The sequence below is a fragment of the Aeromonas sp. R7-5 genome (genome assembly GCF_040908015.1).
GTDB lineage: Bacteria > Pseudomonadota > Gammaproteobacteria > Enterobacterales > Aeromonadaceae > Aeromonas > Aeromonas caviae.
In genome coordinates, this window is the sequence record NZ_JBFOCZ010000033.1 from 415,287 (window position 1) to 440,764 (window position 25,478).

Annotated in this window: 28 protein-coding genes; 26 read left to right on the forward strand and 2 right to left on the reverse strand. The window is 62.2% G+C overall.

Annotated elements, in window-relative coordinates; genetic code table 11:
- The 23 genes from flhF (at window position 1) to AB5Y53_RS17445 (ending at window position 20,313) form a co-directional block, all read left to right on the forward strand.
- Window positions 1–1,497, forward strand: coding sequence for a flagellar biosynthesis protein FlhF (gene flhF, locus AB5Y53_RS17335; protein ID WP_041212630.1), 1,497 nt, complete (start codon window positions 1–3; stop codon window positions 1,495–1,497).
- A gap of 1 nt (window position 1,498) precedes the next feature.
- Window positions 1,499–2,374: a MinD/ParA family protein gene (locus AB5Y53_RS17340; protein WP_041212631.1), complete on the forward strand. Its 876-nt coding sequence runs from the start codon at window positions 1,499–1,501 to the stop codon at window positions 2,372–2,374.
- Window positions 2,367–3,086, forward strand: coding sequence for an RNA polymerase sigma factor FliA (locus tag AB5Y53_RS17345; RefSeq protein WP_029314170.1), 720 nt, complete (start codon window positions 2,367–2,369; stop codon window positions 3,084–3,086). Before AB5Y53_RS17340 ends, AB5Y53_RS17345 begins: the two co-directional genes overlap by 8 nt.
- Window positions 3,087–3,196: 110 nt before the next feature.
- On the forward strand, window positions 3,197–3,580 hold the full coding sequence (gene cheY / locus AB5Y53_RS17350) for a chemotaxis response regulator CheY (protein WP_010673934.1): 384 nt from the start codon (window positions 3,197–3,199) through the stop codon (window positions 3,578–3,580).
- A 12-nt stretch (window positions 3,581–3,592) separates the two neighbouring features.
- Window positions 3,593–4,333: a protein phosphatase CheZ gene (locus tag AB5Y53_RS17355; RefSeq protein ID WP_041212633.1), complete on the forward strand. Its 741-nt coding sequence runs from the start codon at window positions 3,593–3,595 to the stop codon at window positions 4,331–4,333.
- 11 nt (window positions 4,334–4,344) lie between these two features.
- Window positions 4,345–6,501 carry a chemotaxis protein CheA gene (locus AB5Y53_RS17360; RefSeq protein WP_368182687.1) on the forward strand — a complete coding sequence of 719 codons (2,157 nt, stop codon included), beginning with the start codon at window positions 4,345–4,347 and terminating at the stop codon, window positions 6,499–6,501.
- A gap of 31 nt (window positions 6,502–6,532) precedes the next feature.
- A complete protein-coding gene (locus AB5Y53_RS17365) occupies window positions 6,533–7,648 on the forward strand; it encodes a chemotaxis response regulator protein-glutamate methylesterase (protein WP_041215583.1) in 1,116 nt (371 codons plus the stop codon).
- A 2-nt stretch (window positions 7,649–7,650) separates the two neighbouring features.
- Window positions 7,651–8,388: a flagellar motor protein gene (locus AB5Y53_RS17370; RefSeq protein ID WP_041212636.1), complete on the forward strand. Its 738-nt coding sequence runs from the start codon at window positions 7,651–7,653 to the stop codon at window positions 8,386–8,388.
- Between the two features lie 2 nt (window positions 8,389–8,390).
- Complete coding sequence (locus AB5Y53_RS17375) at window positions 8,391–9,299, forward strand: OmpA family protein (RefSeq protein ID WP_368182690.1); 909 nt, start codon at window positions 8,391–8,393, stop codon at window positions 9,297–9,299.
- Window positions 9,300–9,303: 4 nt separating this feature from the next.
- Window positions 9,304–10,098 (forward strand): ParA family protein, encoded by a 795-nt coding sequence (locus tag AB5Y53_RS17380; protein ID WP_010673940.1) that lies wholly within the window; start codon window positions 9,304–9,306, stop codon window positions 10,096–10,098.
- A complete protein-coding gene (locus AB5Y53_RS17385) occupies window positions 10,095–10,961 on the forward strand; it encodes a chemotaxis protein CheW (protein WP_010673941.1) in 867 nt (288 codons plus the stop codon). The genes AB5Y53_RS17380 and AB5Y53_RS17385 overlap by 4 nt, the downstream gene beginning before the upstream one ends.
- A gap of 69 nt (window positions 10,962–11,030) precedes the next feature.
- The gene (locus AB5Y53_RS17390; protein WP_010673942.1) at window positions 11,031–11,519 is read left to right on the forward strand and encodes a chemotaxis protein CheW; all 489 of its coding nucleotides are present in this window, start codon (window positions 11,031–11,033) and stop codon (window positions 11,517–11,519) included.
- Between the two features lie 71 nt (window positions 11,520–11,590).
- Window positions 11,591–11,977 (forward strand): DUF2802 domain-containing protein, encoded by a 387-nt coding sequence (locus tag AB5Y53_RS17395; RefSeq protein ID WP_010673943.1) that lies wholly within the window; start codon window positions 11,591–11,593, stop codon window positions 11,975–11,977.
- Between the two features lie 219 nt (window positions 11,978–12,196).
- Entirely contained in the window at window positions 12,197–12,832 is a 636-nt protein-coding gene (ccmA, locus tag AB5Y53_RS17400) for a cytochrome c biogenesis heme-transporting ATPase CcmA (protein ID WP_039039903.1), read from the forward strand.
- Window positions 12,833–12,835: 3 nt separating this feature from the next.
- The gene (gene ccmB, locus AB5Y53_RS17405; RefSeq protein WP_010673945.1) at window positions 12,836–13,504 is read left to right on the forward strand and encodes a heme exporter protein CcmB; all 669 of its coding nucleotides are present in this window, start codon (window positions 12,836–12,838) and stop codon (window positions 13,502–13,504) included.
- A 166-nt stretch (window positions 13,505–13,670) separates the two neighbouring features.
- Window positions 13,671–14,411: a heme ABC transporter permease gene (locus tag AB5Y53_RS17410; protein WP_010673946.1), complete on the forward strand. Its 741-nt coding sequence runs from the start codon at window positions 13,671–13,673 to the stop codon at window positions 14,409–14,411.
- 2 nt (window positions 14,412–14,413) lie between these two features.
- Window positions 14,414–14,620, forward strand: a complete 207-nt coding sequence (gene ccmD, locus AB5Y53_RS17415) for a heme exporter protein CcmD (protein WP_039039901.1) — start codon at window positions 14,414–14,416, stop codon at window positions 14,618–14,620.
- A complete protein-coding gene (ccmE, locus tag AB5Y53_RS17420; protein ID WP_039039900.1) occupies window positions 14,617–15,108 on the forward strand; it encodes a cytochrome c maturation protein CcmE in 492 nt (163 codons plus the stop codon). The genes ccmD and ccmE overlap by 4 nt, the downstream gene beginning before the upstream one ends.
- 79 nt (window positions 15,109–15,187) lie before the next feature.
- On the forward strand, window positions 15,188–17,143 hold the full coding sequence (locus AB5Y53_RS17425) for a heme lyase CcmF/NrfE family subunit (RefSeq protein WP_368182693.1): 1,956 nt from the start codon (window positions 15,188–15,190) through the stop codon (window positions 17,141–17,143).
- A complete protein-coding gene (locus AB5Y53_RS17430) occupies window positions 17,140–17,670 on the forward strand; it encodes a DsbE family thiol:disulfide interchange protein (RefSeq protein ID WP_102948480.1) in 531 nt (176 codons plus the stop codon). The genes AB5Y53_RS17425 and AB5Y53_RS17430 overlap by 4 nt, the downstream gene beginning before the upstream one ends.
- A 10-nt stretch (window positions 17,671–17,680) precedes the next feature.
- Window positions 17,681–18,163: a cytochrome c-type biogenesis protein gene (locus AB5Y53_RS17435; RefSeq protein ID WP_039039897.1), complete on the forward strand. Its 483-nt coding sequence runs from the start codon at window positions 17,681–17,683 to the stop codon at window positions 18,161–18,163.
- The gene (gene ccmI / locus AB5Y53_RS17440) at window positions 18,160–19,422 is read left to right on the forward strand and encodes a c-type cytochrome biogenesis protein CcmI (protein WP_052815848.1); all 1,263 of its coding nucleotides are present in this window, start codon (window positions 18,160–18,162) and stop codon (window positions 19,420–19,422) included. Before AB5Y53_RS17435 ends, ccmI begins: the two co-directional genes overlap by 4 nt.
- A gap of 78 nt (window positions 19,423–19,500) precedes the next feature.
- Window positions 19,501–20,313: a VacJ family lipoprotein gene (locus tag AB5Y53_RS17445; protein ID WP_029314176.1), complete on the forward strand. Its 813-nt coding sequence runs from the start codon at window positions 19,501–19,503 to the stop codon at window positions 20,311–20,313.
- Between the two features lie 110 nt (window positions 20,314–20,423).
- On the opposite strand, the gene sodB is transcribed toward AB5Y53_RS17445, so the two are convergent.
- The gene (sodB, locus tag AB5Y53_RS17450) at window positions 20,424–21,008 is read right to left on the reverse strand and encodes a superoxide dismutase [Fe] (RefSeq protein WP_010673954.1); all 585 of its coding nucleotides are present in this window, start codon (window positions 21,006–21,008) and stop codon (window positions 20,424–20,426) included.
- Window positions 21,009–21,295: 287 nt separating this feature from the next.
- On the opposite strand from sodB, the gene AB5Y53_RS17455 reads away from it, so the two are divergent.
- Complete coding sequence (locus AB5Y53_RS17455) at window positions 21,296–21,640, forward strand: Grx4 family monothiol glutaredoxin (RefSeq protein WP_010673955.1); 345 nt, start codon at window positions 21,296–21,298, stop codon at window positions 21,638–21,640.
- 67 nt (window positions 21,641–21,707) lie between these two features.
- On the opposite strand, the gene AB5Y53_RS17460 is transcribed toward AB5Y53_RS17455, so the two are convergent.
- The gene (locus AB5Y53_RS17460; protein ID WP_368182694.1) at window positions 21,708–22,919 is read right to left on the reverse strand and encodes an RsmB/NOP family class I SAM-dependent RNA methyltransferase; all 1,212 of its coding nucleotides are present in this window, start codon (window positions 22,917–22,919) and stop codon (window positions 21,708–21,710) included.
- Between the two features lie 211 nt (window positions 22,920–23,130).
- Between AB5Y53_RS17460 and AB5Y53_RS17465 the strand changes: the two genes are divergently transcribed.
- Both AB5Y53_RS17465 and AB5Y53_RS17470 read left to right on the forward strand, forming a co-directional pair.
- A complete protein-coding gene (locus tag AB5Y53_RS17465) occupies window positions 23,131–25,098 on the forward strand; it encodes a reprolysin-like metallopeptidase (protein WP_368182696.1) in 1,968 nt (655 codons plus the stop codon).
- Entirely contained in the window at window positions 25,095–25,418 is a 324-nt protein-coding gene (locus AB5Y53_RS17470) for a hypothetical protein (protein ID WP_039039894.1), read from the forward strand. Before AB5Y53_RS17465 ends, AB5Y53_RS17470 begins: the two co-directional genes overlap by 4 nt.
- Window positions 25,419–25,478 lie beyond the last annotated feature (60 nt).

Consider the following 25,478-nt stretch of genomic DNA (forward strand, 5'->3'; position numbering starts at 1 on the left):
GTGAAGATTAAGCGGTTTTTTGCCAAAGACATGCGCACGGCGCTGGCCGAGGTCAAGGAGACTCTCGGACCCGATGCCGTCATCATGTCCAACAAAAAGGTCACCGGTGGGGTGGAGATAGTCGCGGCCGTCGATTATCAATCCCAGGTACCGGGGCCCAAAGACGCGCCGGTTCGCCGTCAGTTGAATGAAGAGAGCGTCAATATCTCGTCTGCGGGCAAGCAGATGACGAGGTCGGCGCCACCCAAGGAACAGAACGAATACTACGCCGATACCCTGGCGGCCCTGCTGGCACGCCAGCAGAAGCTCAATCCGGCCAACCCGGCGGGTGGCAATGCCGCACCGGGATCATGGTCTGGCAACGGAGGTAACGGTCAGCCAGCCTCGGCCTCCTGGCCCGCCAATGGCGCTGCCGGCACCCAGTCCGCCGGACTGGCGGGCGCGGCCAGTGCTCCCAGAACCCTGGCCGAACAGGGCCAGTGGGGCGCCGCTCCCGAGCCCGCCAAGCCCAAGGCCCGTCCTGCCGCCGCCCCGCGCCAGGCCCAGTCCGCCCAGCGGGATCAGGAGATGGAGGGGATGCGCAAGGAGATGGCCAGCATCCGCAAGCTGCTGGAGCACCAGATCTCCGGCCTGATGTGGCAGGAGGTGGAGCGCCGCGAACCCATGCGCGCCCTGCTCATCAAGGAACTCAAGAAGATGGGGTTCGACGACGCCTTCGCCGATCAGCTGGCGGGCCTCATCCCCGAAGACATGCCGATCCATCAAGCCATGGCCCAGCTGGCCGAGGTGCTGACGGCCCAGCTCAAGATCAGCGAGGACGAGATCCTGCGTCAGGGGGGGGCGGTGGCCCTGCTCGGACCGACCGGGGTGGGCAAGACTACCACCATCGCCAAGCTGGCGGCCCGCTTTGCCATGAAGTATGGCGCCGAGCAGGTGGCGCTCATTACCACGGACAACTACCGGATCGGGGCCCACGAACAGCTGCAGACCTATGGTCGCATCATGGGTTGCCCGGTGCGTCAGGTGCGGGACGCCGAAGAGCTGGCCAGTGCCCTCTATCAGTTCCGCCATCGCCGGCTGGTGCTCATCGACACCGCCGGGGTGGGTCAGCGGGATATCCGCCTGACCGAACAGCTCGACACCCTGGTAAAGAATGCCAAGGTGCGCATCCGCAGTTATCTGGTCATGTCGGCCACCTCCCAGCGACGGGTGATGCAGGAGGCGGTGGATCACTTCCGGCGCATCCCGCTCTCCGGCTGCATTCTGACCAAGCTCGACGAGAGCCTGAATCTGGGCGAAGTGATCAACGTGTGCATTCAAAACGCCCTGCCCATCAGTTACATCACCGACGGGCAACGGGTGCCGGAAGATATTCAAGTTGCCAACGCGGCGCTGCTGGTCGGTGCCGCCATGGGGTCGCTGGAACGGGAAGCAGAAGATCCCTATTTCTGGGGATCGGGTTTTGGCGAATCCGAAGATTCGGAGTTTTATGAGTAACATGTATATGGATCAGGCGAGTGGTCTGCGCAAAATGCGTCAAAACAATCGAGTGAAAGTGATCGCCGTGTCCGGAGGCAAGGGGGGCGTCGGCAAGACCAACGTGACCCTGAACGTGGCGGGAGCCATGGCCGCCCAGGGCAAGCGTGTGTTGGTGCTGGACGCCGACCTTGGTCTGGCCAACGTCGACGTCATGCTGGGGCTGAGGGTGCATCGCAACCTCTCCCATGTGCTGGCCGGGGAGTGCACCATAGACGACATCATCGTCGAGGGGCCCTACGGCATGATGATAGTGCCGGCCACCTCGGGCACTCAGTCCATGGTCGAGCTCTCCCCGGTACAACATGCCGAGCTCATCCGCGCCTTCAGCGAGATGAAGACCCAGGTGGACGTGTTGCTGGTGGACACGGCGGCGGGGATTTCCGACATGGTGCTGAGTTTCACCCGTGCCGCCCAGGACATCATGGTGGTGGTGTGCGATGAACCCACCTCCATCACGGATGCCTACGCGCTCATCAAGATCCTCTCCAAGGATCACGGTGTGTTCCGCTTCAAGGTGGTGGCCAACATGGTCCGCTCCCTGCGCGAGGGGCAGGAGTTGTTCGCCAAGCTGACCCGGGTCACCGACCGCTTCCTGGATACCTCCCTGGAGCTGGTGGCCTGCGTGCCTTACGACACCAACCTGCGGGCCGCGGTGCGCAAGCAGAAACTGATAGTTGAGGCGTTTCCAAAATCCCCTGCCGCCCTGGCATTTCGTGCTCTGGCGAACAAGGCGGCGAGCTGGCCCATCCCGAATCAGCCGGGCGGCCACCTCGAATTTTTCCTGGAAAACTTGTTGCAAAAGCCGGTCATAACACAGGAAGACTCCCGTGAATAAAGCCCAAGCATACTTGCGTCATCAGGATTCCTACGTGCTGGTCGAGCGACACGCTCCGCTGGTCAAGCGGATTGCCCAGCATTTATTGGCTCGCCTGCCAAGCAGTGTCTTGCTGGATGACCTGATCCAGGCAGGTATGATTGGGCTGCTCGAAGCTTCCCGCAACTTTGACGGCAGCAAGGGCGCCAGCTTTGAAACCTATGCCGGCATCCGCATCCGTGGTGCCATGCTCGACGAGATCCGCCGCGGAGACTGGGTGCCCCGCTCGGTGCACCGCAACAGCCGTGCCATCGCAGAAGCGATCGAGAACGTGGAGCAGGCCCATGGCCGGGATGCCAGAGACACCGAGGTGGCCGCCAATATGGGGGTGTCCCTCGGGGAGTACCATGCCATGCTGCAGGATGTCTCCTGCGGCAAGATCATCGGCATCGAGGATCTGGGCGTCAGCGAGGATGTCATCGGTCATCCCGATGAAGGCAACGGTCAGGGAGGATTCGACGATCTGGCGGCCGAGCGCTTCCAGGGGGCCCTGGCGGAGCACATCGCCCGCCTGCCGGAGCGGGAGGCGCTGGTGCTTTCCCTTTATTACGATGAAGAGCTGAATCTGCGCGAGATCGGTGAAGTATTGAGTGTGAGTGAGTCTCGCGTGAGCCAGATTCATAGTCAGGCCATGCACAGGCTGCGCGCCCGTTTGCGAGATTGGAATTTATAAGTGGTTGTACTGGCTACACTGGAGCACAACTCTAAGGCATAATCCGCACCATAAAACCTGCGATCTGCATCATGTAAGTGAGCCGTCTTGGCGGCTATTTAGGAGGAACTTTGGACAAGAACATGAAAATCCTCATCGTCGATGACTTTTCAACGATGCGCCGGATTATCAAGAACTTGCTGCGTGACCTGGGATACAACAATACCCATGAAGCAGACGATGGCAACACGGCGTTGCCGATGCTGAAAAATGGCGACTTCCAGTTCGTGGTCACCGACTGGAACATGCCTGGCATGCAGGGCATCGACCTGCTCAAGGCGATTCGCCTCGACGACAAGCTCAAGCACCTGCCGGTTCTGATGGTGACTGCCGAAGCCAAACGCGAGCAGATCATCGAAGCCGCCCAGGCCGGGGTCAATGGCTATATCGTCAAGCCGTTCACCGCTGCCACCCTCAAAGAGAAGCTCGACAAAATCTTTGAACGTATCGGCTAAGGAGCGGCAGGGATGAAGGCCAAAACGAGTGCCATGATCTCGCTTGACCAGGCAAGGATGCTGGTTGCCCACCTGGAGCGGGAAGAGTTTGAACAGGCCGATACCATCCTCGCCGATGTGTGTGCCCCCAATGCGGCGGCCCTGTTTGACAAGGTGGGGCAGCTGACCCGCCAATTGCACAACTCATTGCAGGATTTTCGCCTGGATCCCAGGATCCCCGACCTGGCCACCCATGAGATCCCGGATGCCCGGGAGCGTCTGAGCTATGTCATCGACATGACGGACAAGGCGGCCAATCGCACCATGGATGCGGTCGAGGCAAGCCTTCCCATCGCCGATCGACTCAACGACAACATTCAGCTGGTCATGCCCAACTGGAATGCCCTGATGAGCCGGGATCTCGAGCTGGGTCAATTCAAGGCGCTGTGCCATCAACTGAATGATTTTATTAAGGCTTCTGAGACGGATGCCGATAAGTTACGACAACTGCTGACGGAAATTCTGATGGCTCAGGATTTCCAGGACCTGACCGGTCAGATGATCCGCAAGGTGATCAAACTGGTGCAGGAAGTTGAAACGAAGTTGATAGAGATGCTGACCATGTTCGGTGAGGGCGTTAGCGACAATTCGGCACGTAGCCTGCCAGTGAGCGGCATCGAAGCGGAAGGCCCCATCATGAACCCGCAGACCCGCTCAGATGTGGTCAATGGTCAAGATGATGTGGACGATCTGCTGTCTAGCCTGGGATTCTAATGGAGTGACGCATGGCCTTCGAAGTTGATGAAGACATACTGCAAGACTTTTTGGTCGAAGCATCAGAAATATTGGAACAGTTGTCTGAACAACTGGTCGACTTGGAAAAGCGGCCCGATGACAAGAACCTGTTGAACGCCATCTTCCGCGGCTTCCACACCGTCAAGGGGGGAGCGGGCTTCCTCTCCCTCACCGAACTGGTGGATGTCTGTCACGGTGCCGAGAACCTGTTCGACATGCTGCGCAACGGCAAGCGGACCCTCAGTGCCGAGCTGATGGATGTCATCTTGCAGGCGCTGGATGCCATCAACGTCATGTTTGCCCAGGTCCAGAACCGCGAAGAGATAAGCCCCGCTTCTCCCGATCTGCTGCACGATCTGCACGAGCTGTGCAAGCCGGAAGGGCAGGAGCAGCTGCGTACCGCCAGCGTGGCGGCCCAGCCAGCACCCGAGCCTGAGCCCGAACCCGCACCAGAACCCGAGGTCATCGCCGAGGTGGCGCCTGTCGCCGTCAATGGCGGTGGCTCCATCGACGAGATCTCCGCCGACGAATTTGAACGCCTGCTCGATGAGCTGCACGGTGTCGGCAAAGCGCCGACGGTCTCAGCCGCCCCCGTGCTGAGCGGTTCAGGTGACATCACAGACGACGAATTCGAAGCCCTGCTCGACCAGCTCCATGGTCAGGGCCAGCACGGTGGTGCCCCCGATCTGGCACCTTTGCAGTCGGTCCAGAAAGAGGTGGACGAGCTCATCGACGACGATGAGTTCGAGCGCCTGCTGGATGAACTGCACGGCCGTGGGCAGGGGCCCCAGCACAGTCTGGCATCTGCTCCTGCGCCCGCTCCCGAACCCAAGGCTCCGGCACCCGCTGCCCCCGCAGCCCCGGTGACGCCGCCCAAGGCGCCGGTGGCCGCCAAACCCGCGCCGGCAGAGCCCCCAACGCCAGCCAAGGCCGCCCCTGCCAAGCAGGCCGCTCCCGCCGAGAGCAGCGCGGTACAGAGCGATACCACGGTGCGGGTGGATACCAAGACCCTGGACGTCATCATGAACATGGTGGGTGAACTGGTGCTGGTGAGAAACCGCCTGGTGAGCCTCGGCATCGCCAGCAATGACGAAGAGATGTCCAAGGCTGTCGCGAACCTCGACGTCGTGACCGCCGATCTGCAGGGCGCGGTCATGAAGACCCGCATGCAGCCTATCAAGAAAGTATTCGGCCGCTTCCCGCGTGTGGTGCGCGACCTGGCTCGTACCCTCAAGAAGGAGATCGAGCTGGTGATGGTGGGTGAGGACACGGATCTGGACAAGAACCTGGTGGAGGCCCTGGCCGACCCCCTGGTTCACCTGGTGCGCAACTCCTGCGACCATGGCGTCGAGATGCCGGACGTGCGCGAGAAAGCGGGCAAACCCCGTCAGGGTACCATCACCCTGAGCGCCTCCCAGCAAGGGGACCACATTCTGCTCTGCATCGAGGATGACGGCGCAGGGATGGACCCGGAGAAGCTCAAGTCCATCGCCATCAGCCGTGGCGTGCTCGATGCTGACAGCGCGGCGCGCATGAGCGACAACGATGCCTACAACCTGATCTTCGCCCCCGGCTTCTCCACCAAGTCGGAGATCTCCGACATCTCCGGCCGTGGAGTAGGCATGGACGTGGTGAAGACCAGCATCGTCAGCCTCAATGGCTCGGTGCACATCGATTCCACCTGGGGCAAGGGCACCCGTCTCGAGATCAAGGTTCCCCTGACCCTGGCCATTCTGCCGACCCTGATGGTGGAGGTGGGTCAACAGACCTTCGCCCTGCCCCTCGGTTGCGTGAATGAGATTTTCCACCTGGATCTGAAAAAGGCCAACGTGGTGGATGGCCAGCTCACCATCATCGTCCGTGACAAGGCGATTCCGCTGTTCTACCTGCACAAGTGGCTGGTACGCGGTGCCGGCAAGACGGCCCGCCAGGACCAGGGCCACGTGGTCATCGTCCAGATCGGCACCCAGCAGGTCGGCTTCGTGGTAGACAACCTCATCGGTCAGGAAGAGGTGGTGATAAAGCCCCTGGACAACCTGCTGCAAGGAACCCCCGGCATGGCTGGCGCCACCATCACCAGCGACGGCGGCATCGCCCTCATTCTGGATGTGCCCAGCCTGCTCAAGGCCTATGCCCGTCGCCACTGAGCGCCAGGCTCAAGGAGTTAAAAGAATAACAATGGCAGTCAAGGTATTAGTGGTCGACGATTCGAGTTTCTTCCGCCGTCGGGTCAGCGAAATCATCAATCAGGATCCCCTGATGACGGTGATCGACACGGCTCAGAACGGGCGGGAGGCGGTAGACAAGGCGCAGCAGTTGCGGCCCGATGTCATTACCATGGACATTGAAATGCCGGTGCTCGACGGCATCAGCGCCGTGCGCGAGATCATGGCCAAGTGTCCGACCCCCATCCTGATGTTCTCCTCCCTGACTCACGAGGGAGCCAAGGCAACCCTGGATGCGCTGGATGCGGGCGCCCTCGATTTTCTGCCCAAGAAGTTTGAAGACATCGCCCGCGACAAGGACGAAGCCGTGAACCTGCTGCAGCAGCGGGTCAAGGAGATCGCTCGCAAACGCTTCCTGATGGCGACCCGGCCCCGTGCCCCCGAGCCTGCCGTACGGCCCGCCGTCACGGGGACCCTGAATCGTCCCTTGGCCGAACGCCAGCCCGAGCCTGCGCGGGCAGCGGCGGCTCCCGCCGCGTTCAAGCGCAGTGGCAAGAGTTACCAGCTGGTTGCCATCGGTACCTCCACCGGCGGGCCGGTGGCACTGCAGAACGTGCTGACCAAGCTGCCGGGAGATTTCCCTCATCCCATTCTGCTGATCCAGCACATGCCGGCCACCTTCACCGCTGCCTTTGCCGCCCGCCTCAACGGGCTGTGCCAGATAGGCGTCAAGGAGGCGCAGGACGGCGATGTGCTCAAGCCGGGTCAGGCCTATCTTGCCCCAGGTGGCAAGCAGATGCTGCTGGAAGGGCGCGGGCCCGGTGCCCGTCTTCGCATCATCGATGGCAATGACAAGGTCAACTACAAACCCTGTGTGGACATCACCTTCGCCTCCGCCGCCAAGACCTATGGCGACAAGGTGCTGGCCATCGTACTGACTGGCATGGGCGCGGATGGCCGCGACGGTGCCCGTCTGCTCAAGGAGCAGGGGGCGACCATCTGGGCGCAGGATGAAGCCTCCTGCGTGGTCTATGGCATGCCCCAGGCTGTTGCCAAGGCGGGCATAGCAAGCGAATCCCTGCCGCTGGATCGAGTGGCCCAGCGCATTCTGGTCGAGTTGGGTCGCTGACCATGGGCATGCTCGGCCTGGTGCTGGCGCTGGGGGCCGTCGCCATCGCCCAGTGGTGGCATGGCGGGAGCCTGCTGACCCTGCTGGATGGCCCGGCCTTTGTCATCGTCGTCGGGGGAACCTGGGGGGCGGTGATCTTGCAGACTCCCCGCAAGTACCTGCTCAGTGCCCTGAGGCAGGCAACCTGGATGCTGTTTCCGCCGCAGCTGGATCTTGCGGAGCAGGCCGAGCGCCTGAAGGCGTGGGCCCAGTTCGCCCGCCAGCAAGGCTTGCTGGCGCTGGAAAACCAGGCCGAGGCCGAGCCCGATCCCTTCACCCGCCAGGGGCTTTCCATGATTGTTGATGGCGTCTCCATCGAGGATATCCGCAGCTTGCTGGAGGCGGACATCGACATCGAGCAGGAGCGCAACGAGCACTCGGCCAGGGTGTTCGAGTCCATGGGGGGGTACAGTCCCACCATCGGCATCATCGGGGCCGTGATTGGCCTCATCCAGGCCATGTTTCATCTGGAGGAGCCAGGCACCCTGGGGGCGGGCATTGCCGTGGCCTTCGTCGCCACCATCTACGGGGTGGGCTTTGCCAACTTGCTCTATCTGCCGATTGCGAATCGGCTGCGCGCCTTCCACTACCATTACGGCCTCTATCAGGAGATGACCCTGGAGGGGCTTCTGGCCATCGCCCACGGGGAGAACGGCCCGCAGGTTGAAAGGCGGTTACGGGCTTATCTGAAAGGGGAGTAGCCATGCGCAAGCGCTATCGTTTGCACCTGCAAGGGCGAGAGCATCTCGATCGCTGGCTGGTCTCCTATGCCGATTACATGACGCTCATCTTCGCCCTTTTCGTGGTGCTCTACTCCGTTGCCATCGTCAACAAGGAGGAGTACCGCGCCGTCATCGAGGGCATGACCCAGGCCTTCAACCAGGTGCCGCGCAGCGACGGCCTGCTGGAAGGGCGGGGCAATTCCTTGCTGGACAACCCGGTCTCGGCCGCCCCCAGCCTGCTGGAGAGCCAGGCCTCTGCGTCCCCTTCGCGGGCCCCCATCACGGGTACGCCCGTCTCGCAAGATGGCACGGCTCTTGCGCAGATCGACATGCAGATCCAGGAGTCCATGGGCGCCCTGGTCGATGCGGGGGTGGTGAAGCTTGCGCAGGATGACAACTGGCTGACGGTGGAGCTGAGTTCAGGTCTCCTGTTCAACAGTGGCAGCGCTTTTCTGGGGAACAATGCCGCACCCGTGCTTGATACGCTTTCAGGTATTCTCAAACCGGTCGATAACTATGTCAGGGTGCGGGGGTACACGGATAACCAACCGATAAACAACGAAATTTTCCGCTCCAACTGGACATTGTCAGCGGCCCGTGCCGAGGCAGTGCTCAATGCCCTGGTGGGCAAGGGGGTGGCTCCCGGTCGGCTCGCCTACGAGGCGTACGGAGAGTTCTCCCCCTTCGTCGACAATGGCACCGAGCAGGGACGATTACAGAATCGCAAGGTGGTGGTCGCCATATCCAGGTTCGCCTGGGTGCCGCCAGCCCCCGTCAAACTGCTGACGGTGGCACCGGTGCAGGACGCACCGCAGAGTGTCGACAGTGAAAAGATCAGGGTGATCGCGCTGCCCGGTGGGGGCATACGCATAACAACAAGGCAGGATTGATACAGTGATTGTTTGGACGGTTGCCAATCAGAAAGGTGGAGTCGGTAAAACCACCACGGTCGTCTCCCTGGCGGGCATTCTGGCCCAGCGTGGCCAGCGGGTACTGCTGATCGACACCGACCCCCACGCCTCCCTGACCTCCTATCTCGATTTCGACTCGGACAGGCTGGAAGGCACCCTGTACGAGTTGTTCCAGGCGGCCAAACCCAGCGCCGAGCTGGTCAACCGGATGACCCTCAAGACCCGATTCGAGAACATCAGCCTGCTGCCCGCCTCGATTACCCTGGCCACGCTGGATCGGGTGATGGGCAACCGGGAAGGGATGGGGCTGGTGCTCAAGCGCGCTCTGCTGCGGGTGCAGGATCAGTTCGACTACGTGCTCATCGACTGCCCGCCGGTACTGGGGGTCATGATGGTGAACGCGCTGGCGGCCTGCGATCGCATCCTGGTGCCGGTACAGACCGAATTCCTGGCCCTCAAGGGGCTGGAGCGGATGATGAAGACCTTCGAGATCATGCAGCGCTCCAAGCGGGAGAAGTTCCGCTACACCATCATTCCGACCATGTTTGACAAGCGTACCCGCGCTTCCCTGATGACATTGCAGTCCATCAAGGAGCAGTATGGGGAGGCGGTGTGGAATGCGGTCATTCCCATCGACACCAAATTCAGGGATGCCAGTCTGGTGCACATTCCTCCCTCCATCTATGCACCGGGCAGCCGGGGCACCTATGCCTATGAGACCCTGCTCAACCATCTCGACGCGCTGGAGCGTCAACGGACCCAGGAGGTGATGCCGTGAGAGAGACCACCCAGGTTCGGGCCATGGACGACTATTTCCACTCCCTGCTGCTGGACGATGCCCTGCTGCGGGAAGATCCCGAAGACGAAGCACCGGCCCCTGCGTTGCAACGTCAGACCGTCGCCGTGCCGGAGGTGGCTGCCACCCCCTATCTTGAAGCCGATACCCGGCTGGCCCAGCTGAGCGAGCTGCTTGCCCAGGTGGGACAGGTCCAGTTCGAGATGGATGCCCTGAGCCACGAAGAGGTGCATGTCGAGCCATTCCAGCTCGAGGCGGAGGTGGTTGACAGTGAGCCTCTGGTCGCCCTGGCAGAGCCGGTGGTGGAAGCCGTGGTGGAGGAGGTCGAGCCCGTCGCCCTCGCGGTGGCGGAACCCGCGCCCGCCCTTGAGGCGGCGCCCGCACCGTCGACCTGGGAGAACCTGGATACCGGCAACGAGTTTCAGGCGCTCTTCTTCGACGTGGCTGGGGTGACGTTTGCGGTGCCTCTGACCGAGTTGGGGGGCATCCATCAACTGGGGGAGGTGACCTCTCTCTTCGGCCAACCAGGCTGGTACAAGGGGATCATGACCTCCCGCGAGCAGAAGATGAACGTGGTGGACACGGCCCAGTGGGTCATGCCGGGCCAGCATCTGGAGATGGACGATTACAAATATCTGATTATGCTGGGAGAATCACCCTGGGGATTGGCCTGTCACCAGTTGAAGGGCACAGAACTGCTGCACCGGGACCAGGTGAAGTGGCGCCATCAGGAGGGCAAGCGCCCCTGGTTGGCCGGCATGGTCAAGGAGAAGATGTGTGCCCTGCTGCACGTCAGGGAGCTCTTGCTGCTGCTTGGCCGGGGCGTGAACATCGAAGGCCGCTGACAACGTCGGCATCGCCATGGTTTTATTGCTAATTTTACCCGTTGACGGGTTCATACAAGGATCAAGAAGATGACAGAGAAGCGCAATATTGCACAGAATCTGGCCGAAGACGAAGTGCTGCAGTGGGTGACCTTCCAGTTGGAAAACGAGACCTATGGCATCAACGTGATGCAGGTTCAGGAAGTGTTGCGCTACACCGAGATCGCTCCGGTCCCGGGTGCACCTGACTACGTGCTGGGTATCATCAACCTGCGTGGCAACGTGGTGACCGTCATCGATACCCGCTCCCGTTTCGGCCTGCCGGCCGGGGACGTGAGCGAGAACTCCCGCATCGTCATCATCGAGGCGGAGAAGCAGGTGATCGGCATCATGGTGGACAGCGTGGCCGAGGTGGTCTATCTGCGTTCCTCCGAGATCGATGCCGCCCCGGCGGTGGGCACCGAGGAGAGCGCCAAGTTCATCCAGGGCGTCAGCAACCGTGACGGCCAACTGCTGATCCTGGTGGATCTCAACAAGCTGCTCTCCGACGAAGAGTGGGAAGACATTGGTTCCCTGTAACAGGGACGGGAACGTGCGGACGGGGGCGATGGCACCTGTCCGCCTCCCTGTGACGGTAAGGTGATGGTTTGATGATTGAATTTGCAGCCTTGGGGTTGTCCTTGCTCGCATTGGTGCTGGCCCTTTACGGGATCCTGGGGCACCGTCGTCGCCAGCGAGAGTCCGAGGCCAGGGTGGAAGCGCTGCAGGGGCAGCTCGAGAGTCTGCGCAAGCAGATGATGGAGCTGCACACGGGTGCCATCGGCATGGGTCAGCGTCTGCAAGCCGCAGAAGGGGCCATGCAGAAGATCCACGACAGCCAGCAGGAGCTGACGTTGCAGGATCCGGAGCGCCGCCTCTACAGCCGCGCCGCCAAGATGGTGGAGCTTGGTGCCGATCTGGACGAGGTGATGAGCGAGTGCGAGTTGCCCCAGGCGGAAGCGGAGCTGCTTATTTCCCTGCGAAAGGGACGCAGCTGACGGATGTGTCGCGGGGAGGCCGGTGCCTCCCCGCTTTCTGTTCGACCCGTGGCCACCTCTTCCTCGATGCCGGGACGGTGGATAATCCTTTGGCATCAATCTCTTTGGTGGGGGCGCGATCTTCCCCACAAATCCTGTTGATTATTGGCATCTTTGAAAAGACGCCTCCGGATCCTGTGTTAAGATGCAGGCCGCCTCATTTTCAACGATTACATCCCCATGCTGCTTCAAGCGAACAATCTGAGCTGCGTGCGTGAAGATCGCACCCTGTTTGAACATCTCTCCTTCGCGGTGCGTGCCGGGGATTTGATGCAGATTGAGGGTCCCAACGGGGTGGGCAAGACCAGCCTGTTGCGCCTGCTCACCGGCCTCTCCCAGCCCTTTGCTGGCGAGGTGTGCTGGAATGGGGAGAATATCCGCCATTGCCGGGATGAATACCACGCCAGCCTGCTTTACCTGGGCCATCAGCCCGGCGTCAAGGCGACCCTGACCCCCCTTGAGAATCTCTCCTTCTACCAGAAGCTTCATGGCCCTGCCGGGGACGGCGTGGATCTCTGGCGGGTGCTGGCCCAGGTCGGCCTCGCCGGTTTCGAAGACTATCCCGCGGGACAGCTCTCCGCCGGGCAGCAGCGACGGGTGGCGCTGGCCAGGCTGTGGCTGAGCGAGCGACCGGCGCTCTGGATCCTGGACGAGCCCTTCACCGCCATCGACAAGCAGGGGGTCAGGGTGCTGGAGCAGTTGTTCCTCGCCCACGCGGACAGGGGGGGCATGGTGGTCCTTACGACCCACCAGGATCTGACCCTGATGCAGGGACGGCTCAAGACCCTCTCTCTGACCTCGCTGTTGCAGGAGTAGCCCATGCTGCGCGCCGTCATACACCTTATTCACCGCGAGTTGCTGATGGCCCTGCGCCAGCGCGCCGACATCTTCAACCCGCTCTGGTTCTTCCTCATCGTCATCACCCTGTTTCCGTTAGGGATCGGGCCCGAGCCCCAGTTGCTGGCCCGCATCGCTCCCGGCATCATCTGGGTGGCGGCCCTGCTGGCGGCCATGCTCTCCCTGGAGCGGCTGTTTCGTGACGACTTCAGTGACGGCGCCCTGGAGCAGATGATGCTGATGCCCCATCCCTTGGGGTTGCTGGCCCTGGCCAAAGTGATCGCTCACTGGTTGCTGACCGGTCTGCCGCTGTTGCTGGTCTCCCCCTTGCTCGCCATCCTGCTCTCCCTGGAGCTGAAGACCTATCTGGCCGTGGTGGCCACCCTGGCGCTCGGTACGCCGGTGCTGAGCCTGCTTGGGGCGGTCGGAGTAGCGTTGACCGCAGGGCTGCGCAAGGGGGGCGTGCTGCTCAGCCTGTTGCTGCTGCCGCTCTATATTCCGGTGCTTATCTTCGCCACGTCCGCCATCGACGCGGCCAGCATGGGACTGCCCTATGCCGGTCAGCTCGCCATCCTGGGGGCCATGCTGGTGGGGGCATTGACCCTGACGCCCCTGGCCATCTCGGCGGCGTTGCGGGTGAGTGTCAACTGATTGATTTGGTGAAAAGATTTTCGTTTGAAGCCTTGTTAGGGGCGAGATAGTTGAGATAGATCAAGGGGATGGCTGCTTATTGCTTTCGGGGGATATGATGTTTTTCCCCCATGGGTATGGTAGCCCTCGCCACTTAAAAATTAATAACTGAAAGGTTTCGTGAGCTATGTGGAAATGGTTGCACCCTTATGCCAAACCCGAGCGCGCCTATGGGCTGGCCGGCACCCTGCTGCCCTGGTTTGCCGTGACAAGCCTGCTTGCCTTCATCATCGGCACCGTCTGGGGGCTGGCTTTCGCTCCCGCCGATTACCAGCAGGGCGACTCTTTCAGGATCATCTATATCCATGTGCCCTCCGCCATCCTCTCCATGGGCGCCTACTCCACCATGGCGGTAGCCGCCTTCATTGGCCTGGTGTGGCAGCTGCGCATGGCAGACATGACGGTGGCGGCCATCGCCCCGGTGGGGGCCGTCTTCACCTTCATTGCCCTCTTTACCGGCGCCGCCTGGGGCAAACCCATGTGGGGCACCTGGTGGGTGTGGGATGCCCGGCTCACCTCCGAGCTCATCCTGCTGTTCCTCTATCTGGGTGTCATCGCCCTCTACAACGCCTTCAGCGACAAGGTGGTGGCGGGCCGCGCCGCCGGCATCCTGGCGCTGGTCGGGGTGATCAACCTGCCCATCATCCACTACTCGGTGGAGTGGTGGAACACCCTGCACCAGGGGGCCACCATCACCAAGTTTGACAAACCCTCCATCTCCCCCGAGATGCTGTGGCCGCTGCTCATCATGATCCTGGCGTTCGCCGCGTTTCTCGGTGCCCTGACCCTGATGCGTTTTCGCAATGAGCTGCTGATGCGGGAGTGGCACCGCCCCTGGGTCGCCGACATCGCCAGGCAGGAGAAGTAAGCATGCACTTTGCCTCGTTCAGTGATTTCATGGCCATGGGAGGCTATGCCTTCTACGTCTGGCTCTCCTTCGGTCTGACCCTGCTCTGCCTGGTCGGCATCGTCATTTCCACCCGGTTGAAGACCCGCAGCCTGCTCGGCGAACTGCGCAACAAGCAGGCTCGGGAGGCACGCCGCAAGGCAGCCCAGCAGATGGAGAACACCCTATGAACCCGCGCCGCAAGAAACGCCTCACCATCATCCTGGCCATCAGCCTGGGCCTTGCCAGCGTGACTGGCCTGGTGCTCTATGCCCTGAGCCAGAACATCGACCTCTTCTACACCCCGAGCGAGCTGGTGGAAGGGAAGGGGCCGGAGAAGATCAGGCCCGAGGAGGGGCAGCGCCTGCGCATCGGTGGCCTGGTGGTGCCGGGGTCTGTGGTGCGGGATCCCCAGAGCCTCAAGGTAGCCTTCAAGCTGGTGGACAACGGCGGCCATCTGGTGACGGTGGAGTTTGACGGCATTCTGCCGGATCTCTTCCGGGAAGGGCAGGGGATCGTCGCCCAGGGCACCCTCAAGGATGCCACCACGGTCGCCGCCTTCGAGGTGCTGGCCAAGCACGACGAGAACTACATGCCGCCGGAAGTGGCCGACGCCACCAACGGCATGCACTTCAAGCCCGAATACACAGAGGCGCAGTTGCAGGGAGCCAAGCAATGATGCCGGTATGCGCCAAGAATTCACTTCTTTATACCGCCAAATCGGCAGGTTTCTCCGTGCAATCGAGAGGGAATAGTCAATGATCCCGGAATTAGGGCAGTTCTCACTGATCCTGGCCTTCGCCACCGCCCTGCTGCTGGGCAGTTACCCGCTGATCGGGGCCCATCTCGGTCGTCTTGGCATGATGTCGGCGGCCCGCCCGCTCGCCTACAGCCAGTTCCTGCTGCTGCTGCTGTCGTTTCTCTGCCTCACCTGGGCCTTTATCGACAACGACTTCACCGTGCAGTACGTGGCCACCAACTCCAACAGCCTGCTGCCCCTGCAATACCGCATCTCGGCGGTGTGGGGAGCCCATGAAGGCTCGCTGCTGCTCTGGGTGCTGACCCTGGGGGGCTGGACGGCGGCGGTGGCCCTCTTCAGTCGCCGCCTGCCGCTCGATGCGGTGGCGCGGGTACTCGGGGTGCTCGGCCTTATCTCGGTGGGCTTCACCGCCTTCGTGCTGTTCACCTCGGATCCTTTCACCCGCACCCTGCCGTATTTCCCGGTGGACGGGCGGGATCTCAATCCGCTGCTGCAGGATCCCGGTCTCATCTTCCACCCCCCCATGCTCTACATGGGCTACGTGGGCTTCTCGGTGGCCTTCGCCTTCGCCATCGCCTCCCTGATGACGGGGCGTCTGGACGCCACCTGGGCGCGCTGGTCCCGTCCCTGGACCATGGCGGCCTGGGTCTTCCTGACGCTAGGCATCGTGCTCGGCTCCTGGTGGGCCTATTACGAACTCGGCTGGGGTGGCTGGTGGTTTTGGGACCCGGTGGAAAACGCCTCCTTCATGCCCTGGCTGGCGGGCACGGCCCTGCTCCACTCCCTCGCGGTGAGCGAGAAGCGCGCCACCTTCAAGGCCTGGACCGTGCTGCTGGCGCTCTCGGCCTTCTCCCTGAGCCTGCTCGGCACCTTCCTGGTGCGTTCCGGCGTGCTGGTGTCGGTCCATGCGTTTGCCTCGGACCCGACCCGGGGTCTGTTCATCCTGGGCTTCCTGCTGGCGGTGATAGGCAGCTCCCTATTGCTGTTCGCCTTCAAGGGCTCCCAGGTGAAGAGCCACGGCAAGCATGAGCTGTGGAGCCGCGAGACCCTGCTCCTTGGCAATAACATCCTGCTGGTGGCGGGCCTGCTCACCGTGCTGCTCGGCACCCTGTTGCCCCTGGTGCACAAGGAGCTGGGGCTTGGCAGCATCTCCATCGGCACCCCCTTCTTCAACCACATCTACAGCTGGCTCATCATCCCCTTCGCCCTGCTAATGGGGGTGGGCCCCCTGTTCCGCTGGCGCCGCCAGGATCTCGGTGAGCTCAAGGTCAAGGTGATGCTCGCCCTGGCGCTGAGCCTGGCCGCGGCTCTGCTGTTGCCCAAACTCTTTGCCGAGGCGTTCAAACCCTGGGCTGCGCTCGGTATCGGGCTTGGCGTCTGGATCATCGTCACCAGCGTGCAGGAGACCTGGGCGCGGGCCACCCACAAACACGGTTTTGCCACCGGCGTGCGCAAGCTTGGCAACAGCCACTGGGCCATGATCCTGGGGCACGTGGGGCTCGCGGTCAGCATCATCGGCATCGCCTGCACCCAGAACTACAGCATCGAGAAGGACCTGCGGATGCAGGCCGGTGATCGCGTCCAGTTCGCCGATTACGAGTTCGTCTTCACCGGGATCAAGGAGAAGAACGGCCCCAACTACGACGGTTTCAAGGGCGTGCTGGAAGTGCACCGGGATGGCAAGCAGGTAGCCCTGCTCAAGCCCGAGAAGCGGATGTACACCGTGAGCCGCATGCCGATGACCGAGGCGGCCATCGATGCGGGGGTTACCCGGGATCTCTATGCGGCGCTCGGCGAGCAGCTCGACAACGGCGCCTGGGCGGTACGGATCTACTACAAGCCCTTCGTGCGCTGGATCTGGTTCGGCGGCGTCTTCATGGCCCTCGGCGGCGTGCTGGCCATGCTGGACAAGCGCTACCGCTTCGGACGTCGTGACGAGGAGGCCAAGGCATGAACAAAAAGACCTGGTTGTTTTTAATCCCCTTTATTTTGTTTTTATTAATGCTTGGGTTTCTTCTTAAGGGACTTGGCTCCGATCCCACCAAGCTCGAATCCGTGATGGTGGACAAGGAGGTGCCCGTGTTCACCCTGCAGGACATCTATGACCTGGGCAAGCAGCATGACAGGAGCATCCTCAAAGGGCGCCCCATGCTGCTCAACGTCTGGGCCACCTGGTGCCCGACCTGTTACGGGGAACACACCTACCTCAAGGAGCTGGCGGGGCAGGGGATCTACATCGTCGGCATGAACTACAAGGACGAGCGTGACAAGGCCATCAAGTGGCTGGCGGAGCTTGGCAATCCCTACCAGGTCAACCTCTACGATCCGGACGGCATGCTGGGGCTGGATCTCGGTGTCTATGGCGCGCCCGAGACCTTCTTCATCGACAGCCAGGGCATCATCCGTTATCGCCACGTGGGGGACATCAACCCAGACGTCTGGGCCAGTACCCTCAAACCCATCTTCGATGCCATGAAGTGAGGCCTCCCCGATGAAAACACTGATTGCATCCCTGTTGCTGCTGGCCGGTCTCGTCTGCGCCGGACAGGCCCGCGCCGCCATCGATGTCTACACTTTCGAGAGCGATGCCCAGGAGCAGACCTTTCGCGAGCTGACTAAGGAGCTGCGCTGCCCCAAGTGCCAGAACCAGGACATCGCGGACTCCAACGCCGGGCTTGCCAAGGATCTGCGGGACAAGACCTACCAGATGGTGCGCGAGGGCAAGGAGAAGCAGGAAGTGGTGGACTACATGGTGGCCCGCTACGGCAACTTCATTCTCTATGATCCCCCCCTGATGGCCTCGACCCTGATCCTCTGGCTTGGCCCCTTGCTGGTCATCGTGATTGGCGTCGTCACCGTGGTGGTGCGAAGCCGCCGCCATGCCCCTGCTCCCTTGCAACAGCCTGAAGGCACCCTGAGTGCAGAAGAGCAGGCCAGGCTGTCCGCCCTGCTCAAAGAGGAAGAGAAACCATGACCCCATTCTGGATACTGGGTGCGGCCCTGCTGGTGCTGGCGAGCCTGGCGCTGATCGTGCCGCTGTGGCGCGGCGAGGGCAGGCAGAGCATCAGTCGCTCGGCCCTCAACAAGCAGCTCTATCGCCAGCGCCTGCTGGAGATAGGGGAGGAGCGGGAGCAGGGGATACTGGCGGAGGAGCCGGAATCCCTGGTGGAGCTGCAGCGCAGCCTCCTGGACGACATTCCCGACGTGGAGCAGACCGCCCGTGGCGGCAAGAGCCTGATCTGGATCCCCGGTGTGCTGGTGCTGGCGGTGGTGAGCATCGGCCTCTACGCCAAGCTCGGCGCCTGGCAGGAAGTGAGCCGCTGGCAGGATGCCAGCAGCCGGTTGGGGGAGCTCAGCAATCGCATCCTGGTGGAGCGTGATGCCCGGGTGACCGAGCAGGATCTGCTGGACTTCACCCTGGCCCTGCGAACCCGGCTGAAAGAAGAACCGAACGACTACCGTGGCTGGCTGCTGCTGGGGCGCCTGACCCTGGATGGCAATGATCCCGAGATGGCCCGCGAGGCGCTGGAGCGTGCCTACGCCCTCGCGCCCCAGAAGGCCATGGTGGCGGTGCCCTATGCCCAGGCCCTGATGATGACGGGGGAGGAAGCCCGTGCGGATCAGCTGTTGCAGGCGGTCATTGCCGAGGACCCGGCCAACATCGAGGCCCGCTCCGTCCACGCCTTCATGGCCCTGCAAAAAGAGGATTTCCAGACCGCCCTCGACCGCTGGCAGGGGATGTTGCCGCTGCTGGAGCCGGGCTCGGCCCGCTACACCATGGTGGAGCGCTCCATGGAGTACGCCAGGCAGCAGCTTGGCCAGCGTGGCATCGCCGTGACCACCCCGTCTGCCGAAGGCCAGGCACAAGCCGAGGTGCTGGCGGTGAAAGAGGGGGAGTTCCCCCTGCACATCACCCTGGCGCCGGGCATCAAGATGCCGGAAGATGCCCATCTGTTCGTCTTTGCGGTGATCCCCAACGGTCCGCCCATGCCCATCGCGGTCAAGCGCATTGCTGGCCCGCATCTCCCGCTCACCCTCTCCCTGGGGGACGGGGATGCCATGATGGAGGGGAGCAAGCTGGCGGCCCATGCCGAGCTGCAGTTCAAGGCGCGCCTCTCCCGAGGTGGCAACGTCATGAACAAGGAAGGCGCCTTTGAAGGGGTTTCGGTCACCGTGCCGACCAGCACCATCCCCACAGCGCCGATTGACATCCGCATCGATCACGCCCTCTAATACGCTTTTGGCCCACTCCTTGGGGTGGGCCCCCTGTATAATTCATATCAATACCCAAAAAAATCTTAGGACTTTCATATGTATCTGCGTTCAGGAGCATTGGCGGTGGCATTGCTGCTCGCGGGCTGTGCGGGCGGCCCTCCCAAGCCGGGCCCGGAGAGCCTGGATCTCGGCGAGACCCCGAGCCGCCCCGGGGCATCCAGCACGGCCAGCGATCCTCGCGACCCCTTCCAGGGGCCCAACCGTGCCATGTGGGCCGTCAACTATGACGTGCTGGAGCCCTATGTGGCGCGCCCCGTGGTACACGGCTATGCCCGCTATGTTCCGCAAGGGGTGAGGGACAGCATCGAGAATTTCGTGGACAACTTCGACGAGCCGAGCAGCATGGTAAACCACCTGCTGGTGGGTGATCTGAAAGGGGCCGGTACCAACCTGGGCCGCTTCACCCTCAACACCACTGTGGGCCTGCTCGGTCTGTTCGACGTGGCCAAGCATGCGGGCCTGGCTCGCAACACGCTGGAGATGGACACCGTGCTCGGCAAGGCCGACATCGGGGATGGCGCCTATCTGATGGTGCCGGTCTACGGTCCCACCACCACCCGGCAACTGGTGGGGGATACCATCGATACCATCTACTTCCCCTATGCCCTGCTGACCTTCCCGCTGAAGGTGGTGCACTGGGCGCTGGATGGCCTCGGTACCCGCTCCAAGCTGATCGATCAGGAGCGTATCATCGACAACGCGCTTGATCCTTACGCCCTGACCAAGGACTTCTACTTGCAGTACAACGATGGCAAGGTGACGGGCCGCAAACCCGAGCTCCAGGAGCAGAAGCCAGAGGCGGCGGATGATGGCAACCTCGACGATTACATGGACGAGATAGACCAGTAAGCACGGTCATCTTCCACAAGGCGCCTGCGGGCGCCTTTGTTGTCGATGGCAGGTATTCGACCATAAAAAAACGCCCCGCAAGTGCGGGGCGTTTTGGCAAGAAAGGCTTATCAGGCAGCCAGGTTCTTGGCCACGAATTCCCAGTTGACCAGGGCCCAGAAGGTTTCCATGTACTTCGGACGCAGGTTGCGGAAATCGATGTAGTAGGCGTGTTCCCACAGGTCGACGGTCAGCAGCGGGGTGGTACCGGCTTCGGTCAGCGGGCAACCGGCGTTGGAGGTGTTGACGATGGCCAGGGAGCCGTCAGCCTTTTTCACCAGCCAGGTCCAGCTGGAGCCGAAATTGCCGATGGCAGACTTGGTGAACGCATCCTTGAACTCGGCGAAGGAGCCGAAGGCCTTGGTGATGGCATCGGCCAGGGCGCCAGTGGGCTCGCCACCGCCGTTCGGGGAGAGGCAGTGCCAGTAGAAGGTGTGGTTCCAGATCTGGGCAGCGTTGTTGAAGACGCCACCAGTGGAGGTCTTGATGATCTCTTCCAGAGACTTGCCTTCAAACTCGGTACCCGGCACCAGGTTGTTCAGGTTGACCACGTAGGTGTTGTGGTGCTTGCCATGGTGGTATTCCAGAGTTTCCTGGGAGATGTGCGGTTCCAGAGCATTGATTGCATAGGGCAGAGCGGGAAGTTCGAAAGCCATTTTCTACTCTCCATTGGCTGGTCCGTGCGAAGGCGACGGTTGCAAGACATTGCGTACTCTTTTCTATCTTGAAAAGAATTGTTCTTGAAATGAGGGGGCCAGACGGCCCAAAGCCCGACGATTGTAGCAGTATCAAAGATGGGCGAACAACCCTTGATTCTTGCCATGATCCGGATCAAGCTGCGGCGTATTGATGCATGACTTCTTTCATTCGCAACGGTTTGCCAGTTTGTGGTCTGCCCGGATTGCAGTAGAATGGCCGCCGAAATCGCTCCAGTGAGGCATTTATGGAAACTATTGAAAAGATCAAACAGCAGTTGGCTGAGAATCCCATCATCCTCTACATGAAGGGATCCCCCAAGCTGCCCAGCTGCGGTTTCTCTGCCCAGGCCTCCCAGGCCCTGATGTCCTGCGGCGAGCCTTTCGCCTATGTCGACATCCTGCAGAACCCGGACATCCGCGCCGAGCTGCCGAAATTCGCCAACTGGCCCACCTTCCCGCAACTGTGGGTCGAGGGTGAGCTGGTCGGTGGTTGCGACATCATGATCGAGATGTTCCAGGCCGGCGAGCTGCAGACCCTGATCAAGGAAACTGCCGCCAAGCACAAGCAGGATGACGCTGCCGCCGAATAAGGCCGCATCCATACCATGCAAAAAGGGGAGCCACTGGCTCCCCTTTTCTTTGTGCCCACGACAGACATCAGGCGATGCGCTCGAGGCGCGCCATGTAGAAGCCGTCGAAGCCGGTCTCGGCCGGGCTGACGTTGTGATCGCCGATCAGGCGGAAGTGCTCGTTGGCGGCGAGGAACTTGTCCACCTGCTGGCGGTTCTCCTCGGGCAGGATGGAGCAGGTGGCGTAGACCAGCAGGCCGCCCACCTTCACCATCTGGCTGTAACGCTGCAGGATCTCCTCTTGCAGGGCGACCAGCACCGGCAGGCGCTCGGCGGTGTCGCGCCACTTGGCATCCGGGTTGCGCTTGAGCACGCCAAGGCCGGAGCAGGGGACGTCCAGCAGCACGCGATCGGCGCTTTCTTTAAGGCGCTTGACGGTCTTGCTGCTGGTGATGACCCGGGTCTCCACGTTGTGGGCACCGGCGCGGCGGGCGCGCTGCTTGAGGTTCTCCAGTTTCCACTCTTCCACGTCCATGGCCAGCAGACGGCCCTTGCCCTGCATCATGGCGGCCAGGTGCAGGGTCTTGCCGCCGGCACCGGCACAGGCGTCGATGACCCGCATGCCGGGCTTGACGTCGAGGGCCGCGGCCACCAGCTGGGAGCCGGCATCCTGCTGCTCGAAGCAGCCGTCGGCAAAGGCCTGGGTACGGAACAGGGCGGCGTCCGAGGTCACTTGCAAGGCGGTCTCCACTCCGTCGACGGGCACTGTGGTGACATGCTCTTTGGCCAGCATGGCTTGCAGCTCGTCCCGGGTGCACTTGAGGGTGTTGACCCGCAGGTAACGCTTGGGCATCCAGGCCAGGGCGGCACGCTCGGCCGGCCAGGCGTCGCCCAGTTGCTCGCTGCCGAGCTTTTCCAGCCAGGCAGGGCAGCCGTCCATCAGCACCGGGTTCTTCTTGGCCTCGGTCAGGCGGCGGCGGAACGCCTCCTCGTTGAAGCGATCCAGGGTCGGGTGGTTGGGCTGATCTATCTTGTGAAAGGCGTGCCAGCTGTGCAGCAGCGGCCAGACATTCTTCTCCGCCTGACGGACCTGGATGCCGGTGAGGAAGCAGTAGAGGCTGAGGCGGCGCAGCAGATCGCCGGTGACCAGGGCAATCCTTGCCTGTTCTTGCGGTTTGAGTTCGATGCCGGAGAAGTGACGTGCATAGGAGCGGTCGAGGGTAAGACCCTGACCCAGCACATCGTCAACGATGGCAACGACCAGATCCCCGAAACGGGGCAACAGTGGGGACTTGAGCATGAGATTAACCTTGGCCAAAGAAAGAGTGAACCGGCCCCGTCGAAGAGGGGTTCTGAAACGGACAAATCCGCGCCATGATAGGGGCTAGTCTGCATTGGTGCAACCTTCCCCATTCGGGGAATGTACAGAGGATGTTGCTGGACTAATTGGACCAGCGGGCAAATGATGCCGTGGCAGTTCAGGTGAATCCGTTTAAAAAGGAATTAAAAAGATGCAGTTGATGAAATATTCTCCGCTGGCGGTGCTGGTGGCGGGTCTGATGACGTCCGGCAACCTGATGGCCGGCGAGTGGCATACGGTCACGGCGCGGGCCACCGCCGCCGATGGATACGAGGTGAGGGCCAGCCAGTATCGCATCGTCACCGTCTCCACCGATTACCTGGCTGCCCTGAAGGGGGGCGAGCGCCGCCTGACTCTGCCTCTGCCGGATGGCAAGGAGGTGACCTTCAGTCTGCAACCCTATGATCTGCTGCCGGCGGATCTGGCCGCCAAATATCCCGATATCCTGGCCTTCAAGGGGTACAACGAAGCGGCGCCGGGCGAGACCGGGCGCTTCGATCTCGGTCCCCAGGGATTCCACGCCATGTTCAGCCATGAAGGGAAGATGGTGTTCGTCGATCCCCTTCGCAATGGGGAAGGCTATGCCGTCTATTACCAGCAGGATGCCCACAGCCGGCTGGAAGAAGAGGCGGACAAGGTGATCGGGGGCGAGGCCAAAAAGCTGGCCCGCCAGGTGCTGGTGGATGGCAACGAGCGCAAGCGTTATGTCATCGCCATCTCGGCGGCGGGGGAGTATACCCAGTATCACGGCGGTACCGTGGAGGCGGGTCTTGGCGCCATCACCACCCTGCTCAACCGGGTCAACGAGGTCTACCAGCGTGACGTGGCGGCCGAATTCCAGCTCGCCAGCGGCAACGACACCATCATCTTCACCGACGTGGTGAACGATCCCTTCAACAATGATGACGGCGATATCGATGCCAACATGCAGGTGCAGGCCGATGCCCTGACCAAGGGGCTGGGGGCCTTCGACATCGGCCATGTGGTCAACACCGGTGGCGGCGGCCTGGCGGGGCTGGGCGTACTCTGCACCCCTGACAAATCGGCGGGGATGACGGGCTCCCCCGAGCCGGTGGGGGATGCCTTCTTCATCGACTACGTGGCCCACGAGATCGGTCACCAGTTCGGGGCAGACCACACCTTCAACGGCACCACAGGCAGTTGTGGCGGCGGCAACCGGGAGGCAAGCCAAGCCTGGGAGCCGGGCAGCGGCAGCTCCATCATGGCCTATGCGGGGATCTGCGGAGACGAAGATCTGCAGCCCCACAGCGAGCCCTATTTCCACAGCAAGTCCATCGAGCAGATGCGGGCCCACATGGCCACGGAGCCAAATTGCGGCACCCCGTTGGCGCTGGTCAACAATGCGCCCCAGGTGGCGGCAGGCAATGACTACGTCATCCCCGCCAACACCCCCTTCGTGCTCAAGGGGGCGGGGGCCGATCTTGACAGCGATCCGCTGAATTACACCTGGGAGCAGATCGATCTGGGGACGGAGTCGAGCAGCCCGGCCACCATGGTGGACGACGGCAGCCGTCCGCTGTTCCGTTTCGTGGCGCCGACCAGCGTGCCGGAGCGCACCCTGCCGAGTCTCACCTCCCTGCTCACCAACACCCTGGCGATAGGGGAGGCCTGGCCTGCCACCAACCGGGACCTGAACTTCCGCCTCACGGCGCGGGACGGCAAGGGCGGTGTCGCCAGCGATGACATGAAGATCCAGGTGGTCAACACCGGCAAGGCCTTTGCCCTGACCAGCCCGGTGGTGACCCCCCTGGGGGCGGGCAAGACGCAGACCATCAGTTGGGAAGTGGCCGGCACCAATGCAGCCCCCATCAACTGCAGCAAGGTGGATCTCTTCATGACCCGGGACGAGGGGGCAAACTGGACTTCCCTTGCCAGCGGCAAACCCAACTCGGGCTCGGCGAGCGTCACCATCCCGGCGGGCCAGGATGGCACTGCACGCTTGAAGGTGGCGTGCAGCGACAACATCTTCTTCGCCATCAGTCCCCTCAAGCTCTCGGTCACCCAGCGCGGTGAAGAGGGAGGAAGCGGTGGCGGCGGGGCCCTCGGCTTCTGGACCCTGGCCCTGGCGTTGCTGGGCTGGCAGCGGAGGCGGGCATGAGACTGGCCGGGGTGCTGCTGCTCACCCTGCTCGGCGGTTGTCAGGCCGATGCAGACACCCTGGATCAGGCGGTCAGCGCCAGCCTTGCCAGGCAGGATTACCGGCTGATCGTGCGGGCCGGGCGCGGCGAGGTGGCGCCCGGGATCGCGGCGGATCAGCAGGCGGCGGCCAAGGCGCGCTGCGGCGTGCGCTATCTCGATGGATTCGGGGATGTCATCAAGCCGGATCAGAAGGAGGCCCATGCCAGGCTGAGCGCCTATGCGGCGGACTACAACCGGCGCATGCTGGCCCATTGCCCGCCGGTTGACGGCAAGCAGTAGGCTGACGGTCATCGGCATAAAGAGGGAGGCATGAGCCTCCCTCTCTTTTTGCTCCGCCAT

What these genes read in the sequence shown, in the direction of transcription:
- AB5Y53_RS17365 (WP_041215583.1), top strand. Translation starts at nt 6,533, where the DNA reads ATGGCAGTCAAGGTATTAGTGGTCGACGATTCGAGTTTCTTCCGCCGT.
- AB5Y53_RS17390 (WP_010673942.1), top strand. Translation starts at nt 11,031, where the DNA reads ATGACAGAGAAGCGCAATATTGCACAGAATCTGGCCGAAGACGAAGTG.
- sodB (WP_010673954.1), bottom strand. Translation starts at nt 21,008, where the DNA reads ATGGCTTTCGAACTTCCCGCTCTGCCCTATGCAATCAATGCTCTGGAA.
- AB5Y53_RS17470 (WP_039039894.1), top strand. Translation starts at nt 25,095, where the DNA reads ATGAGACTGGCCGGGGTGCTGCTGCTCACCCTGCTCGGCGGTTGTCAG.
- AB5Y53_RS17355 (WP_041212633.1), top strand. Translation starts at nt 3,593, where the DNA reads ATGAAGGCCAAAACGAGTGCCATGATCTCGCTTGACCAGGCAAGGATG.
- AB5Y53_RS17370 (WP_041212636.1), top strand. Translation starts at nt 7,651, where the DNA reads ATGGGCATGCTCGGCCTGGTGCTGGCGCTGGGGGCCGTCGCCATCGCC.
- AB5Y53_RS17435 (WP_039039897.1), top strand. Translation starts at nt 17,681, where the DNA reads ATGAAAACACTGATTGCATCCCTGTTGCTGCTGGCCGGTCTCGTCTGC.
- AB5Y53_RS17360 (WP_368182687.1), top strand. Translation starts at nt 4,345, where the DNA reads ATGGCCTTCGAAGTTGATGAAGACATACTGCAAGACTTTTTGGTCGAA.
- AB5Y53_RS17465 (WP_368182696.1), top strand. Translation starts at nt 23,131, where the DNA reads ATGCAGTTGATGAAATATTCTCCGCTGGCGGTGCTGGTGGCGGGTCTG.
- AB5Y53_RS17445 (WP_029314176.1), top strand. Translation starts at nt 19,501, where the DNA reads ATGTATCTGCGTTCAGGAGCATTGGCGGTGGCATTGCTGCTCGCGGGC.
- ccmE (WP_039039900.1), top strand. Translation starts at nt 14,617, where the DNA reads ATGAACCCGCGCCGCAAGAAACGCCTCACCATCATCCTGGCCATCAGC.
- AB5Y53_RS17375 (WP_368182690.1), top strand. Translation starts at nt 8,391, where the DNA reads ATGCGCAAGCGCTATCGTTTGCACCTGCAAGGGCGAGAGCATCTCGAT.
- ccmA (WP_039039903.1), top strand. Translation starts at nt 12,197, where the DNA reads ATGCTGCTTCAAGCGAACAATCTGAGCTGCGTGCGTGAAGATCGCACC.
- AB5Y53_RS17430 (WP_102948480.1), top strand. Translation starts at nt 17,140, where the DNA reads ATGAACAAAAAGACCTGGTTGTTTTTAATCCCCTTTATTTTGTTTTTA.
- ccmI (WP_052815848.1), top strand. Translation starts at nt 18,160, where the DNA reads ATGACCCCATTCTGGATACTGGGTGCGGCCCTGCTGGTGCTGGCGAGC.
- AB5Y53_RS17460 (WP_368182694.1), bottom strand. Translation starts at nt 22,919, where the DNA reads ATGCTCAAGTCCCCACTGTTGCCCCGTTTCGGGGATCTGGTCGTTGCC.
- AB5Y53_RS17455 (WP_010673955.1), top strand. Translation starts at nt 21,296, where the DNA reads ATGGAAACTATTGAAAAGATCAAACAGCAGTTGGCTGAGAATCCCATC.
- AB5Y53_RS17425 (WP_368182693.1), top strand. Translation starts at nt 15,188, where the DNA reads ATGATCCCGGAATTAGGGCAGTTCTCACTGATCCTGGCCTTCGCCACC.
- AB5Y53_RS17410 (WP_010673946.1), top strand. Translation starts at nt 13,671, where the DNA reads ATGTGGAAATGGTTGCACCCTTATGCCAAACCCGAGCGCGCCTATGGG.
- AB5Y53_RS17340 (WP_041212631.1), top strand. Translation starts at nt 1,499, where the DNA reads ATGTATATGGATCAGGCGAGTGGTCTGCGCAAAATGCGTCAAAACAAT.
- ccmB (WP_010673945.1), top strand. Translation starts at nt 12,836, where the DNA reads ATGCTGCGCGCCGTCATACACCTTATTCACCGCGAGTTGCTGATGGCC.
- ccmD (WP_039039901.1), top strand. Translation starts at nt 14,414, where the DNA reads ATGCACTTTGCCTCGTTCAGTGATTTCATGGCCATGGGAGGCTATGCC.
- AB5Y53_RS17395 (WP_010673943.1), top strand. Translation starts at nt 11,591, where the DNA reads ATGATTGAATTTGCAGCCTTGGGGTTGTCCTTGCTCGCATTGGTGCTG.